Consider the following 13,316-nt stretch of genomic DNA (forward strand, 5'->3'; position numbering starts at 1 on the left):
CTGCCTTACAGCCGGACTTCTGCCACTGTTGAATTGCCGATATTTGCGACATATGCAATTCGGCCGGTGGGGGCCACAGCGATTCCACGTGGCTTGTCGAAACCAGGGATTATGCCAGTCACGGTTTGGGTACGAGTATCGATAATGCTGACTCGGTTGCCATCGGTTTCGGTGAGATAGGCTCGCTCCAGCATGGTGTGAAAAGCTATCTGAAAAGGGCCGAGCAGGCCGCGGAGAATCGAGCTTGCCTGTGCAGTGGCAGTATCCCCGATATACACCTCGCCACGGTCTCGGTAGGTGATGTAGACGCGAGCGGCGAAGCGAGCATGAGCGATGCTGGTGGGTTCTCCAGCAACCGTATTGGTTTGGAACACGACCCGGTTGGTGCCTAGGTTGATACTGGTCCAATCATCGGCTGTTGATGCCACATGTGAGCGGGCGTTTCCGGGGGCTACACAAATGTCTTTGGCATAACGCACGGCGGTGGCGATGATTCGCTCGTAGTTGGTGGTGTTGATCGCAACGACTTCGCAAGCGCCGTGGTCGGCGATGTACAGGCGCGCACCGGTGGAGTTCAACGCCATGCCATTGACGGTGGTGAATCCGCCGATTTGATTGATAACGGTGTTGCTTGAGGTGTCGATCACCGTAATGGGGGTATCGCTCGCCTGGCTGTTATCGCTGGCATAGAGTCGATGGGCTGACGGGTGCATGGCGAGCCAGATGGGCGAACCCACCCCGACAATCGTTGTAAGGACGCTCATGTTTGTGGTGTCGATGACCGTGATGCCTTGTGGGGGTGTGGCGCTGGCGACATAAAGCCGGCTTCCATCTCTGTTAAGTACAAGGCGATTAGGTGATCCCTGCACGGGAGTCGTGTTGATGATCGCAGCGGGTTCATCATTCTCGTCGTCCGCGACGGTAGGGGGGAGGGGCGTCATGTTGTAATCCTCAAGGGTTCAGTAGCACGATTGAGGATCACGGCGATGAGCTTGCCTAGCTGTGAGAGTTGACAGTTCCGACAAATGGCAGCGATCCGAAGTGAACCACTGCCACCCGGGTCAAGATTGCCGGTTCCAGCGCCTGAACAACGGCTCCGCCAGAAACAGTACAAACAACAATCGCATCACTTGCATGGCCGTCACCAACGGCACCGACAGTTGCAGGGTCTCGGCTGTAAGACTCATCTCGGCGATCCCGCCGGGCATCATGCCCAGGGTCAGCGAGCGCAGGTCCAGATGGGTCAACACACTCAGCCCTACCGCCGCCAAGGTTGCCAGCGCCATGGTCAAGGCCGTACCAATCAGGGTGCGGCCCATGAACGAGGGCGCGCGACGAAAGAATTGACGATTGAAGTGGCAACCTAGGCCGCTGCCGATCAACCATTGGCCAATCTGGCTGCCGCCGTCTGGCAGGCCGATATGCAAATCCCAAACGACGCTGGCCGTCGCACTCACCAGCAGCGGCCCGAACAACCACGGGTTTGGCTGACGCAACCGCTGCCAACCCCAGGCCACCAGCGCGCCTATCGGAAATAGCGCCAACAGCCAAGGCCAACTCACCGGCGCCGGATGAAACTGCGGCGTGCCGCCTTCCAGCAGATATTTGAAGATCGCCGGCACACACAGCACCACTACCAGCACTCGTAGACTCTGCCCCGCCGCGACACGGCTGAGCACCGCGCCATTGCGTGCGCCGAGGTTGACCATCTCACCGGAGCCGCCCGGCATGCTGGAGAAAAACGCGGTGGCGCGGTCTTCACCGCTGCGGCGCATCAGCCACACCCCGACGACGCTCGATAGGCTAGTGACCAGCGCACCGACGAAGATCAGCCCGAAGTGGCTCATCACCTGCTCAATCACCACCGGGGTGAAGTGCAGGCCAATCCCGATCCCCACTACCCATTGGCCGCATTTGCGCCCGCCGGGAATCTCCGCCAACTGCCACGGCGTGAGGCAGCGCACCAGGATAATCGCCAGCAACGAGCCGACCATGTACGGCAAAGGCCAGCCGACGAGGCTGGCCAGGTAACCGCCGGCCAGGCCGACCAGCGGTGTTCCCCACCAATGTTTAAAGGTGACCTCAGACATCGGCCACGGCACGACGCTGCAGGGCACGTTTGCGGTAGATGCGGATCAGCGGGAAGGCCAGCATCAGCGCCGTCAGTACCCACACGCCAAAGGTGATCGGGCTCGACCAGAGAATCTGCAGGTCACCGTTGGAGATCGACAGCGCACGGCGCAGGTTCTGCTCCATCAAACCGCCGAGGATAAAGCCGAGCAGTACCGGCGACAGCGGGAAGTCGAGCTTGCGCAGGATGTAGCCGAAGATGCCGATACCGACCATCAGGAACAGGTCGAAGGTGGTGGCGTGCACGGCATAAACACCAATCGCCGTGATGATGGCAATCACCGGCACCAGCGCCCAGTTCGGCACGGCGAGGATACGCGTGAAGATGCGGATCATCGGGATGTTGAGGATCACCAGCATGATGTTGGCGATGAACAACGAGGCGATCAGGCCCCAGACGATGTCGGGTTGCTGTTGGAACAGCAGCGGACCCGGGGTGATGTTGTACAGCGACAGCGCGCCGATCATCACCGCCGTGGTGCCCGAACCGGGTACGCCGAGGGTCAGCATGGGCACCAGGGCGCCGCAGGCGGACGCGCCGATGGCGGTTTCTGGAGCAGCGAGGCCGCGCATGTCGCCCTGGCCGAACTTGCCGCTGGCACCGGCCAGGCGTTTTTCGGTCATGTAGGCAACGGCCGAGGCCAAGGTCGCACCGGCACCTGGCAACACGCCCATGATGAAACCCAGCAAACCGCAGCGGATGTTGACGACAAAGACCGCGCCCGCTTCCTTGAGGTTGAACATCATGCGGCCCGTGGCTTTCACGGCTTCCTGGCCACGGTGGGTTTTTTCCAGCAGCAACAGGATCTCACTGATAGAGAACAGGCCCAGCACCAACACCACAAACTGGATGCCGTCGGTGAGGTGGATGTTGTCGCCGGTAAAGCGGTACACGCCGCTGTTCGCGTCGATGCCGACAGCCGACAGGAACAAGCCTATCAGCGCTGCAACAAAGGTCTTCAAGGGTTTGTCACCGGCCATGCCGCCGAGACAGACAATCGCAAACACCATCAGTACGAAATATTCCGCCGGCCCGAAGGCAATCGCCCATTTGGCCAGCAACGGCGCAAACAGCACCATGCCGCAGGTAGCGATAAACGCGCCGATGAACGAACTCCACGCCGACAACGACAGCGCTACACCGGCCAGGCCTTTGCGGGCCATCGGGTAGCCGTCGAGGGTGGTCATCACGGTGGAGGCTTCGCCCGGGATGTTCAGCAGAATCGAGCTGATGCGCCCGCCGTATTCGCAGCCCAGGTACACGGCTGCCAGCAGGATCAGCGCCGATTCCGGCGGCAGGCCCAGGGCGAACGCGATGGGGATCAACAGTGCCACGCCGTTGATCGGGCCAAGGCCCGGCAACAGGCCGACCACGGTGCCGATCAGGGTGCCGCACAGTGCGGTCACCAGGTTGTAAGGGGACAGTGCAACGCCGAAGCCCTGGCCCAAGTAGCCGAAAGTATCCATATCAGTTCTCCAGAACGTCGAGCAGGCCGAGGGGCAGCGGCACATCCATGGCTTTATCGAACAGCAGGTAAAGACCAATCGCCATCAGGCTGACGATCACCACACTCGGCAACCAGCGGCCGCCATACAGGCGCGCCATCGGAATGCCGATCAGCATGCTGCTGAGGATGAAACCCAGGGGTTCGAAGGTGCCGGCGAATACGATCAACAGGCCGACGCAGATGCCGATCTTGATCAGGGTTTCGCGGTCCAGCGCGGGTTCTTCTTCGGTGTGTTTGGTCGGCTGTGGGCGGAACAGCATGTAGATCAGCGCCAGGCTCATCAGCCCGAGCATCAGCAGCGGGTAGGCGCGAGGTCCTACCGGCTCGTAGGAAAACGATGCCTGGTACGGCCAGGCCATCAGTGCCAGGGCGGCACAGGCCAGCAATAGCACGGAGGCGAAAATGCGTTGTAAGAGCATGTTGAACTCCTGGGCCACGCCGCGTGTGCAACGGGCGTGACCGGGCAAAAGAGGGGCGATTACTGGATCAGGCCGAACTCTTTGGCCAGCACTTTGTAGTCAGCCACCTGTTTCTTCACGTAGGTGTCCAGCTCCGGGCCGGTCATGGCGAACGGGAACAGCTCGCGCTGGTCGCGCAGCTTGGCGAACTCTTCCGAGGCCAGCAGTTTGTCGAACGCTTCTTTCCACCAGGCGTAGTCGGCATCGCTGACTTTTGGCCCGAGGTAGAAACCACGCACCACCGGCCAGACGATGTCGTAGCCTTGCTCTTTGGCGGTCGGAATATTCTTCATTTCCGGCTCGTCCAGGCGCTGCTCGGAGAACACGGCCAGCAGGCGCATGTCACCGCTCAGGATGTGCGGCATGGAGTCGGAGATGTCGGTACTGCCCACCTGGATATGGCCACCCAGCAGAGCAGTGGCGATTTCGCCGCCGCCTTCCAGCGCCACGTAACGCAGTTCGCGCGGGTTGATCCCGGCGGCCTTGGCGATCAGCGCGGTTTGCATCCAGTCCTGACTGCCGACGGTGCCGCCGGAACCGATCACTACGCTGCCCGGATCTTTTTTCAGCGCTTTGACCAAATCGTCCAAGGTCTTGTAGGGCGAGTCGGCTTTCACTGCGATGGCCCCGTAGCTGGTGCCGACCGCTGCCAACCAACGCACGGCGCTTTCATCGAAGCGACCAAACTTGCCCTGGGCCAGGTTCAACAGCGAACCGCTGGACCAGGCTACCAGGGTGCCGGCATCGGCTGGACGCTGGGCGACCACGGCGTTGTAGGCCACTGCGCCGACGCCGCCTGGCATGTAGGTCACGCGCATCGGCTTGCTCAGCAGCTTCTCGTTGACCAGCGCGCTTTGCGCCAGTTTGCAGGTCAGGTCAAAACCACCGCCAGGCGAGGCCGGGGCGATGCATTCCGGACGCTTGGGCTCGTCGGCAGCCAGCAGTTGGCCGGCGAACAGCATGCAGCCGGCGGCGAGGGCCAATTTACGCAGTGAAGGGGTCATGGTTATCTCCATCTTTGTTGTTATGAGGGGGTACTACCAAAGTGCGACGCTATAGCTGACCAGCAAGCGCATTTCATCCGCATCACGGGCTGAGTAGTTGGAACGGTACGTGGCGTTACGCAGGCGCACGGCTACATCCTTGAACGTGCCGGTCTGCACTACGTACTTGATCTCGCTGTTGCGTTCCCACTCCTTGCCGGTCTCGCCGTTCTTGAGCTTGATGTTGTCACCCGACAGGTAACGGCTCATGAAGCTCAGGCCGGGAATCCCCAGCTTGGCGAAGTCGAAGTCGTAGCGCGCCTGCCAGGAACGCTCTTCGGCGCCGGCAAAGTCGTTGATCTGCACGAAGTTGACCAGGTACGGATCGCTGCCATCCACATACGGGAAGGCGCTGTCGCCGGACATGTGCTGGTAGCCGGCGCTGAGCTTGTGGCCATTGAGGGCATAGCTGAACAGGCCGTTGAGGGATTTATTGTCGATCTTGCCGCCGCGCGCGCTGCCGGTGTCATCGCTGATGGCCAGGCGCAGGTCGGTGCCGAAGGTGCCGGGGCCCATCGGGCGCGCAGCCACCAGGCCGAGGAAGTGCTGGCGGTACACGTCGTCGAGTTGGGCGAAGTGGTAGCTGCCGGTGATCTTGTCGGCGAATTTGTAGTCGGCGCCGCCAAAGTTGAAGTGCTTGCCGGTGGCGCCGCTGACGAAGCGGCTGTTCTTGTTGTTGAGGGCGATGTCTTCGTAGTTGGTGTCGTCGCGGTCCTTGGCTTTGTCCAGGCGGCCGCCGGTGAACACCAGGTTCTTGAATTCCTTGGACGTGATCAGGCCGCCATTGAAAGTCTGCGGCAGGATGCGGCCGTCATTGGGCTTGAGGATCGGCAGTTCAGGGATCAGCGAGCCGATCTTCAGCTCGGTGGCCGAGATCTTCACTTTGCCGGTCAGGCCCAGCTTGGAGTACTCGTCGGCGGCGCGGCCATCGTCATGCGTGGGCAGCAGGCCGGTGCCGGTGCGGTCAGGGCTGGAGTCGAGCTTGACCCCAAGCATGCCCAGCGCATCCACGCCAAAGCCGACGGTGCCGTCGGTGTAGCCCGACTGCAGGTTGAGCATGAAGCCCTGGGCCCACTCGTCGCGCTTGGATTGCTGGGCGCTGGTGCCATCGCGAAAGTCGCGGTTGAAGTACATGTTGCGGGTTTCCAGGGTCGCGCTACTGTCTTCGAAGAAGGCAGCCTGGCTAAGCGGCGAAAAGCCGGCAAGGGTAGCAGCACTGGCGAGGGCGGTCTGGGTCAGGCGAGAAAAACGAACAGGCGAGGGGGCCTGGGGCTGTGTCGACAGCATCGTTGTGTACTCCGTTATTGTTCTTATTTTGGCGAAAACGCTTCGAGGCGTTTTTCGGGCGCGGCGCTGAAGCCGCTCGGCGGGCATAGACCACCGTAGCTGGATGCTAAAGGGCGAAGCTTTCACTAACCTTTCAGTTGGCTTTCAATGTTTTCGGGCTTCACAGAGCAGGCGGCGCCTGTAAACTGCCCAGCAAAGCGTGGCGCCGACCACCCCTGAATGAGGTAGAAATCCATGCGTGTCCTGCTGGTTGAAGACCATCTGCAACTCGCCGAAAGTGTCGCGCAAGCGCTCAAGAGCACGGGTCTGACCGTCGACGTGCTGCACGATGGCGTGGCGGCGGACCTGGCCCTGAGCAGCGAGGAATACGCGGCGGCGATCCTCGATGTGGGGCTGCCGCGCATGGACGGTTTCGAGGTGCTTGCACGCCTACGCGCCCGTGGGAAAAATCTGCCAGTGCTGATGTTGACGGCGCGCAGTGATGTGAAAGACCGTGTGCACGGTCTTAACCTGGGGGCCGACGACTACCTCGCCAAGCCTTTCGAGCTCACCGAGTTGGAAGCGCGGGTCAAGGCTTTGTTGCGGCGCAGTGTGCTGGGTGGCGAGCGTCAACAGGCCTGCGGCGTGTTGGTCTATGACCTCGACACGCGACGTTTCACCGTGGGCGGCGAGCTGATGACGCTCACCTCCCGTGAACAAGCGGTGCTTGAGGCGCTGATTGCTCGGCCAGGCCGGGTGATGAGCAAGGAACAACTGGCTTCCCAGGTGTTCGGCCTGGACGAAGAGGCCAGCCCCGATGCCATCGAAATCTACGTGCATCGCCTGCGCAAGAAACTCGACGGCCAGCCCATCGCTATCGTGACCTTTCGCGGCCTCGGCTACTTGCTGGAAGCCCGCGATGCATAAGCCCAGCAGCCTGCGTTGGCGCCTGCTGTGGAACCTGGCGTTGTTGCTGGTGCTGTTGATGCTCGCCAGTGGCATGAGCGCCTACTGGAATGGTCGCGAAGCCGCTGACACCGCCTACGATCGCACGTTGCTGGCCTCGGCGCGCACCATCGCCGCCGGCTTGACCCAGGTGGATGGCACCTTGAGTGCGAACGTGCCGTATGTGGCGCTGGATACGTTCGCCTACGACAGCGCCGGACGCATTTATTACCAGGTCAACGACATCGACCAGAAGCTCATCTCTGGCTATGAAAACCTGCCCGGCCCACCGCCAGGCACGCCGCGTACCGATGACTATCCCGCACTGGCACGCTTCTATGACGCCGTGTATCAAGGCCAGGAAGTGCGCGTGGTGAGTTTGCTCAAGGCCGTTTCCGAACCGAACATGAACGGTATGGCGGAAATCCGCGTGGCCGAAACCGATGAAGCGCGTGTGAGCATGGCGCGCAGCTTGATGGCCGACACTTTGCTGCGTTTAGGCATGCTCGCCATCGGTGCGTTGTTGCTGGTGTGGTTTGCCGTGAGTGCAGCGTTGCGCCCGCTGGAGCGCCTGCGCACGGCGGTCGAAGAGCGTCAGCCTGACGACTTGCGTCCATTGCCATTGGTGGAAGTGCAGCATGAGTTCGGGCCGCTGGTGCGCTCGCTCAACCACTTTACCGAACGCCTGCGCGGACAGTTCGAACGACAGGCGCAGTTCATCGCCGATGCAGCCCATGAATTACGCACGCCACTGGCCGCGCTCAAGGCGCGACTGGAACTGGGCTTGCGCGCCGAAGACCCCGCCACGTGGCGCACCACTCTGGAAACCGCAGCTCAGGGCACTGACCGCCTGACCCATCTGGCCAATCAATTGCTGTCTCTGGCACGTATCGAAAACGGTGCCCGCGCCATTGCCGAGGGCGGCGCACAGTTACTTGACCTCAGCCAGTTGGCCCGGGAACTGGGCATGGCCATGGCGCCGCTGGCCCACGCACGCGGCGTGGCGTTGGCGTTGGAGGCCGACGAACCGGTGTGGTTGCGCGGTGAGCCGACCCTGTTGAATGAGTTGCTGAGCAACCTGGTGGACAACGCCCTGGCTCACACACCGCCGGGCGGCAACGTGATTCTGCGGGTGACGGCGCCGGCGGTGCTGGAAGTGGAGGACGATGGCCCAGGTATCCCGCTGGATGAGCGGGATCGCGTGTTCGAGCGTTTCTACCGTCGCAGTCAGCAGGGCATGGGCTCAGGCCTGGGGTTGGCGATTGTCGGTGAGATTTGTCGGGCGCACCTGGCACAGATCAGCTTGCATGATGGCGAACTGGCCGGGTTGAAAGTGCGGGTGAGTTTTATCGCGGGCTGATCAATAGAACATCGAGCGGGCTTCGTCCAACTCGGAGCGCAAGTCTTCGCTGTACGGGTCGAACCGCAGTTTCTTGATCGCAGGCAAGGTCGAGACCGGTACGCTGGCCAAGGGGTGATCGGTGCCGCGATGGCAATACAACACGGCCACCTGCACCAGGTCGACGTAGTCGAGGCTGGCTGAATCACGCTCCAGGTTGAGGTATTGGCCGGGCAGTTTGGCGAGCATTTCCGGAAAGTCCCAGCCGCTCAGCAGTTTGTCACCGAGCAACGGGTGGATGCTCTCGATGACGTGATTGAGGCTGACCGGGTCCGAAAGCAACTCGTAGTGGTCTTCGGCGTACGTCAGGATAGGCAGCACGCCGATCTGGTGTACCAGGCCGCCGAGAGCGGCCTGGTCTGGCTTGAGCTGGCTGTGGCTGCGACACAAGGCATAGCTGACGCCCGCCACTTCCAGGCTGCGGCGCCATACATCACGCATCTTCTGTTCGACCACGTCGGAGCGGGCGTGGAAGATTTGCTCCATCACCAGGCCGATCGCCAGGTTGCTGCTGTAGTTGGTGCCCAGTCGGGTGATAGCGGTGTGCAGGTCGGTGACTTCCTGGGTCGCGCGCAACAACGGGCTGTTGACCACTTTGATCAGACGCGCCGACAGCGCGGTGTCGCGACCGATGACTTTGCTCAAGTGGCTGATGCTGATCTCCGGGTCTTCAGCGGCCTGACGAATATTCAGGGCCACTTCCGGCAATGTCGGCAGAACCAGGTCATCGTTGTCGATGGCCGTCACTAAAGCCTGTTGGACTTTTTCCGCCAGCTTGTTCATTCATGCTCTCTAGGGTGTTGCAAAAAGGTACGGCGACTAGCGTTGGATCTCTCGATTACGGTCGAGCGTGTAAGGCAGGTCGAGCAACTGCAAGCCTGGACCTTCCAATGTGCCTACGTGCACATCGCCACTATCGGCAGCTTCGGCTTGCAACACGGCCAGAAGTTCAATGGTCTGGCCGGCTTTTGCAGCAAGCACCACCTCGCCGATTGCGCTGTTGTGGCTGGGTGAAAAGAGTGGCGTGCCTGGCTCGGGCATTTCAGGCGCATCGAGGCTCAAACGGTACAGGCGACGCTTGAGTTTGCCCAGGTACTGCATGCGCGCAACGATTTCCTGGCCGGTGTAGCAGCCTTTCTTGAAGCTTACGCCGCCAACGGCCTGCAGGTTGAGCATCTGCGGGATAAACAGCTCGCGGGTTTGCTGCATGACCTGGCCGATGCCTGCGCGGATTTGCCCCAGCAGCCATTCATTCAGATCGGCTTGTTCAAGGGTTGCAGCCAATTGACTGCGTATGGCGTCGCCTTGCTCGGCAGGCACCCAGAGTTCAGCGCGATCTGGGGAGATACGGATGGCGATCAACGTATCGTTGCGGGCGACGCTGTCGGTATCGGCGGGTAGTTCAAGGCCAAGGCTGGCCAGGGCCAGGTCCGCATTCACCAGGCCAAAGCGCACCCAGGCGGCGCTTTCGTCGGTGAGCTTGGACTTGGAGAATACGGCGTACTTCTTCAGGTCGGCCAGCTGCGGTTCCAGCAGCGCGGTGGCCATGGCCAGCAACACGCCGTCACCTTGCAGCAGGATGCGGAAGCTCGACTGCATGCGCCCTTTTTGCGTGCAGCGCGCGCCGAGGCTGGCCTGGGTATCGCTCAGGTAATTGAGGTTGCAGGTCAGTTGGCCCTGAAGGAATTTGGCGGCATCAGAGCCGCGGACGGCGAGAACGCCTTCGTGGGACAGGGGGCAGAAGAAAGCAGAGTCAGCCATGGGTCATCGCAGGTCAAAAAGTCATGGGTGCATCATAGAGGGGCGCCCGGCAAATGGATAGTTTCCGTATGGGGCGACCAAAGCCGACTGTTCCGGTGCCGTCGGGCCTGTATACTTGCCGCCTATTTGAGGAGCGCTCCATGGTCGAAGATGTAGAAATCAATCGTCTCTACTGGCACAGCCGTCGTGGCATGCTGGAGTTGGATGTGTTGCTGGTGCCTTTCACCAAAGAGGTCTATGCAACGCTCAATCAGGTGGATCGCGACCTCTACGTCAGGCTGCTGACTTGTGAAGACCAGGACATGTTCGGCTGGTTCATGGAGCGCGCCGAATCCGAAGACCCAGAGCTGCAGCGCATGGTTCGGATGATCCTGGACCGTGTCCAGCCCAAGTAATACCTTTGAATGCCGCTGGCAGGCCTCACGGCTGTTGCTGGCGGCGTATCTCCTTGCCCAGCTGTTTGCACTGGGTACGCTTTTGTTTCTTGATCTGTCCTATTCAAGCCTTGGCTTGCTGGTGTGTCTGGCGCACGCGGCCTGGGTTTTGCCGCGCTCTGTCCTGCTGACTCACCGTTCGTCGATTCGTGGCCTGCGTCGCGACGCCGACGGCTGGCAGTTGCTCAATGCGGAGCAGGGCTGGCACAGCGTGCAATTACGTCCCGACAGCCTCGCTTTGCCATTGATCGTCGTTTTGCGTTACCGGGTGCCAGGCGAATGGCGGATACGTTCTGTGTGTGTGCCCAGGGATTCGCAGGTCGCCGATGTGCATCGGCGCCTGCGGGTTCGTCTGAAGTTCAGCCGCCGTAGGTGGCTGGCACCAGGATAGTGTCGCGGGCTTCGGGCAGCATCTGTGGGTAGTCGAGGGTGTAATGCAGGCCGCGGCTTTCCTTGCGTTCCATCGCCGAGCGGATCATCAGTTCCGCCACCTGGGCCAGGTTGCGCAGTTCGATAAGGTCGCGGCTGACCTTGTAGTTGCTATAGAACTCGTCGATTTCATCCAGCAGCAAGCGCACGCGATGCTGCGCGCGTTGCAGGCGCTTGTTGGTGCGCACGATCCCCACGTAGTCCCACATGAAACGGCGCAGCTCGTCCCAGTTGTGGGCGATGATCACATCTTCGTCCGAGTCGGTGACCTGGCTGGCGTCCCAGCGGGGCAGGGCGGCCGGCACCGGAATGCGCGGCAGTTGTTCAAGGATGTCCGCCGCCGCCGAGCGCGCATAGACGAAACATTCGAGCAGCGAGTTGCTGGCCATGCGGTTGGCGCCGTGCAGGCCGGTGAAGCTGGTTTCGCCAATTGCATACAGGCCTGGGACGTCGGTGCGACCGTGCTGGTCGACCATCACGCCACCACAGGTGTAGTGCGCGGCCGGAACTACGGGGATCGGGCCTTGGGTGATGTCGATGTTGAACGCCAGGCAACGCTCATAGACGGTGGGGAAGTGGGTCTTGATGAAGGCTTCGGGTTTGTGGCTGACGTCCAGGTAGACGCAGTCGATGCCCAGGCGTTTCATTTCATGGTCGATGGCGCGGGCGACGATATCGCGCGGGGCCAATTCGGCGCGTGGGTCGAAGCGCTGCATGAAACGTTCGCCGTTGGGCAGTTTCAGGTGGGCGCCTTCGCCACGCAGGGCTTCGGTAATCAGGAAGCTCTTGGCTTGCGGGTGATACAGGCAAGTGGGGTGGAACTGGTTGAATTCCAGATTGGCCACCCGGCAGCCCGAGCGCCAGGCCATGGCAATCCCGTCGCCACAGGCGCCGTCGGGGTTGCTGGTATAGAGGTAGACCTTGGCCGCGCCGCCGGAGGCAAGAATGGTGAAGCGCGCACCGTACGTGTCGACTTCGCCGCTGGTGCGGTTGAGTACGTAGGCGCCGAGGCAGCGTTCGCCGTCCAGGCCCAGGCGTTTTTCGGTGATCAGGTCGACCGCGACGCGTTGTTCCAGCAATTCTATATTGGGGCGCTGGCGAGCCTGGTCGAGCAGTGTCTTGAAAATAGCGGCGCCAGTGGCGTCTGCCGCATGGATGATGCGGCGGTGGCTGTGGCCGCCTTCTCGGGTCAGGTGGAACTCAAAACCGCCGTCGTCGCTGCCCGCGTGTTCGTCGCGGGTAAAGGGGACGCCTTGATCGATCAGCCATTGGATGGCTTCACGGCTGTGCTCGACGGTGAAACGCACCGCTTCTTCATTGCACAGGCCGCCACCGGCATTAAGGGTGTCTTCGACGTGGGATTGCACCGTGTCGGTGTCATCCAGCACCGCGGCGACACCACCCTGGGCCCAGAATGTCGAGCCGTTGGCCAGGTCACCTTTGCTCAGTACCGCAATGCGCAGGTGGCTGGGGAGAGTCAGCGCAAGGCTCAAACCGGCCGCGCCGCTGCCGATCACCAGGACATCGTGTTGAAACTGTTGGCTCATTGGAGGGATTCCGCAAAAAGCGATCCGAAGAGGTGGCGCAAACAGGACGCCTGGATCGGCGAATCAAAGGGTCACACGGGCTACTAGTATATAGAGGGGTGGAGCGGCACAATAGCCGGGCATTCGTGGCAATGTGAGATTACGGTGCACGGCTAGGGTAAAATCGCCAGGTTATTGAGGTGGGAACTTTTTGCATAAGCCCCGACTCAATAGCAGGTTGCCCGAAAGCTGGGAAAACGTTGAGTTTATTGGCCCGTCGGGAGCATTGGACGCGTCAGAAAACCGGCGACAAGATTATTCGCGCAGTCGGCCATGCCCGTACTGCGTTTTTCGTGTGTGCCAAATCAGTGCGTGCCGGAAACTTGCTTGAAGGGGGAGAACTTTTGCGAAAAGACC

At 61.2% G+C, this 13,316-nt stretch carries 13 protein-coding genes; 4 read left to right on the forward strand and 9 right to left on the reverse strand.

The genetic code is table 11. The features are described from left to right. Window positions 1-5: 5 nt before the first annotated feature. The 6 genes from U367_RS0126840 to U367_RS0126865 all read right to left on the reverse strand — a co-directional run bounded on the left by U367_RS0126840 (window position 6) and on the right by U367_RS0126865 (window position 6,426). On the reverse strand, window positions 6-941 hold the full coding sequence (locus U367_RS0126840; RefSeq protein ID WP_028619332.1) for a beta-propeller fold lactonase family protein: 936 nt from the start codon (window positions 939-941) through the stop codon (window positions 6-8). A 120-nt stretch (window positions 942-1,061) separates the two neighbouring features. Further along, window positions 1,062-2,090: an AbrB family transcriptional regulator gene (locus tag U367_RS0126845; RefSeq protein ID WP_028619333.1), complete on the reverse strand. Its 1,029-nt coding sequence runs from the start codon at window positions 2,088-2,090 to the stop codon at window positions 1,062-1,064. Next, on the reverse strand, window positions 2,083-3,597 hold the full coding sequence (locus tag U367_RS0126850) for a tripartite tricarboxylate transporter permease (protein ID WP_012722750.1): 1,515 nt from the start codon (window positions 3,595-3,597) through the stop codon (window positions 2,083-2,085). Before U367_RS0126850 ends, U367_RS0126845 begins: the two co-directional genes overlap by 8 nt. Before the next feature lies 1 nt (window position 3,598). Continuing rightward, window positions 3,599-4,057 (reverse strand): tripartite tricarboxylate transporter TctB family protein, encoded by a 459-nt coding sequence (locus U367_RS0126855; RefSeq protein WP_028619334.1) that lies wholly within the window; start codon window positions 4,055-4,057, stop codon window positions 3,599-3,601. Between the two features lie 59 nt (window positions 4,058-4,116). Next, window positions 4,117-5,100, reverse strand: coding sequence for a Bug family tripartite tricarboxylate transporter substrate binding protein (locus U367_RS0126860; RefSeq protein ID WP_016975161.1), 984 nt, complete (start codon window positions 5,098-5,100; stop codon window positions 4,117-4,119). Between the two features lie 33 nt (window positions 5,101-5,133). Beyond that, window positions 5,134-6,426 carry an OprD family porin gene (locus U367_RS0126865; protein WP_028619335.1) on the reverse strand — a complete coding sequence of 431 codons (1,293 nt, stop codon included), beginning with the start codon at window positions 6,424-6,426 and terminating at the stop codon, window positions 5,134-5,136. A 234-nt stretch (window positions 6,427-6,660) separates the two neighbouring features. Between U367_RS0126865 and U367_RS0126875 the strand changes: the two genes are divergently transcribed. Both U367_RS0126875 and U367_RS0126880 read left to right on the forward strand, forming a co-directional pair. Then, window positions 6,661-7,332, forward strand: coding sequence for a response regulator (locus tag U367_RS0126875; RefSeq protein ID WP_010212220.1), 672 nt, complete (start codon window positions 6,661-6,663; stop codon window positions 7,330-7,332). After that, on the forward strand, window positions 7,325-8,710 hold the full coding sequence (locus U367_RS0126880) for a sensor histidine kinase (protein WP_028619336.1): 1,386 nt from the start codon (window positions 7,325-7,327) through the stop codon (window positions 8,708-8,710). The genes U367_RS0126875 and U367_RS0126880 overlap by 8 nt, the downstream gene beginning before the upstream one ends. Here the strand turns inward: U367_RS0126880 and U367_RS0126885 are convergent, their stop codons facing one another. Further along, window positions 8,711-9,532, reverse strand: coding sequence for an HDOD domain-containing protein (locus U367_RS0126885; protein WP_028619337.1), 822 nt, complete (start codon window positions 9,530-9,532; stop codon window positions 8,711-8,713). Window positions 9,533-9,568: 36 nt separating this feature from the next. After that, window positions 9,569-10,510, reverse strand: a complete 942-nt coding sequence (gene ygfZ / locus U367_RS0126890) for a CAF17-like 4Fe-4S cluster assembly/insertion protein YgfZ (RefSeq protein WP_028619338.1) — start codon at window positions 10,508-10,510, stop codon at window positions 9,569-9,571. Window positions 10,511-10,650: 140 nt separating this feature from the next. Between ygfZ and U367_RS0126895 the strand changes: the two genes are divergently transcribed. Next, window positions 10,651-10,905: an FAD assembly factor SdhE gene (locus U367_RS0126895; protein ID WP_014717362.1), complete on the forward strand. Its 255-nt coding sequence runs from the start codon at window positions 10,651-10,653 to the stop codon at window positions 10,903-10,905. Continuing rightward, entirely contained in the window at window positions 10,889-11,335 is a 447-nt protein-coding gene (locus tag U367_RS0126900) for a protein YgfX (RefSeq protein ID WP_028619339.1), read from the forward strand. Before U367_RS0126895 ends, U367_RS0126900 begins: the two co-directional genes overlap by 17 nt. Here U367_RS0126900 and nadB read toward each other — a convergent pair. Then, complete coding sequence (gene nadB, locus U367_RS0126905; RefSeq protein ID WP_028619340.1) at window positions 11,304-12,920, reverse strand: L-aspartate oxidase; 1,617 nt, start codon at window positions 12,918-12,920, stop codon at window positions 11,304-11,306. The genes U367_RS0126900 and nadB overlap by 32 nt on opposite strands. Between the last annotated feature and the right edge of the window lie 396 nt (window positions 12,921-13,316).

Origin of the sequence: Pseudomonas canadensis, from assembly GCF_000503215.1 — a bacterium.
Lineage (GTDB): Bacteria > Pseudomonadota > Gammaproteobacteria > Pseudomonadales > Pseudomonadaceae > Aquipseudomonas > Aquipseudomonas canadensis.

What these genes read in the sequence shown, in the direction of transcription:
- U367_RS0126840 (WP_028619332.1), bottom strand. Translation starts at nt 941, where the DNA reads ATGACGCCCCTCCCCCCTACCGTCGCGGACGACGAGAATGATGAACCC.
- U367_RS0126845 (WP_028619333.1), bottom strand. Translation starts at nt 2,090, where the DNA reads ATGTCTGAGGTCACCTTTAAACATTGGTGGGGAACACCGCTGGTCGGC.
- U367_RS0126850 (WP_012722750.1), bottom strand. Translation starts at nt 3,597, where the DNA reads ATGGATACTTTCGGCTACTTGGGCCAGGGCTTCGGCGTTGCACTGTCC.
- U367_RS0126855 (WP_028619334.1), bottom strand. Translation starts at nt 4,057, where the DNA reads ATGCTCTTACAACGCATTTTCGCCTCCGTGCTATTGCTGGCCTGTGCC.
- U367_RS0126860 (WP_016975161.1), bottom strand. Translation starts at nt 5,100, where the DNA reads ATGACCCCTTCACTGCGTAAATTGGCCCTCGCCGCCGGCTGCATGCTG.
- U367_RS0126865 (WP_028619335.1), bottom strand. Translation starts at nt 6,426, where the DNA reads ATGCTGTCGACACAGCCCCAGGCCCCCTCGCCTGTTCGTTTTTCTCGC.
- U367_RS0126875 (WP_010212220.1), top strand. Translation starts at nt 6,661, where the DNA reads ATGCGTGTCCTGCTGGTTGAAGACCATCTGCAACTCGCCGAAAGTGTC.
- U367_RS0126880 (WP_028619336.1), top strand. Translation starts at nt 7,325, where the DNA reads ATGCATAAGCCCAGCAGCCTGCGTTGGCGCCTGCTGTGGAACCTGGCG.
- U367_RS0126885 (WP_028619337.1), bottom strand. Translation starts at nt 9,532, where the DNA reads ATGAACAAGCTGGCGGAAAAAGTCCAACAGGCTTTAGTGACGGCCATC.
- ygfZ (WP_028619338.1), bottom strand. Translation starts at nt 10,510, where the DNA reads ATGGCTGACTCTGCTTTCTTCTGCCCCCTGTCCCACGAAGGCGTTCTC.
- U367_RS0126895 (WP_014717362.1), top strand. Translation starts at nt 10,651, where the DNA reads ATGGTCGAAGATGTAGAAATCAATCGTCTCTACTGGCACAGCCGTCGT.
- nadB (WP_028619340.1), bottom strand. Translation starts at nt 12,920, where the DNA reads ATGAGCCAACAGTTTCAACACGATGTCCTGGTGATCGGCAGCGGCGCG.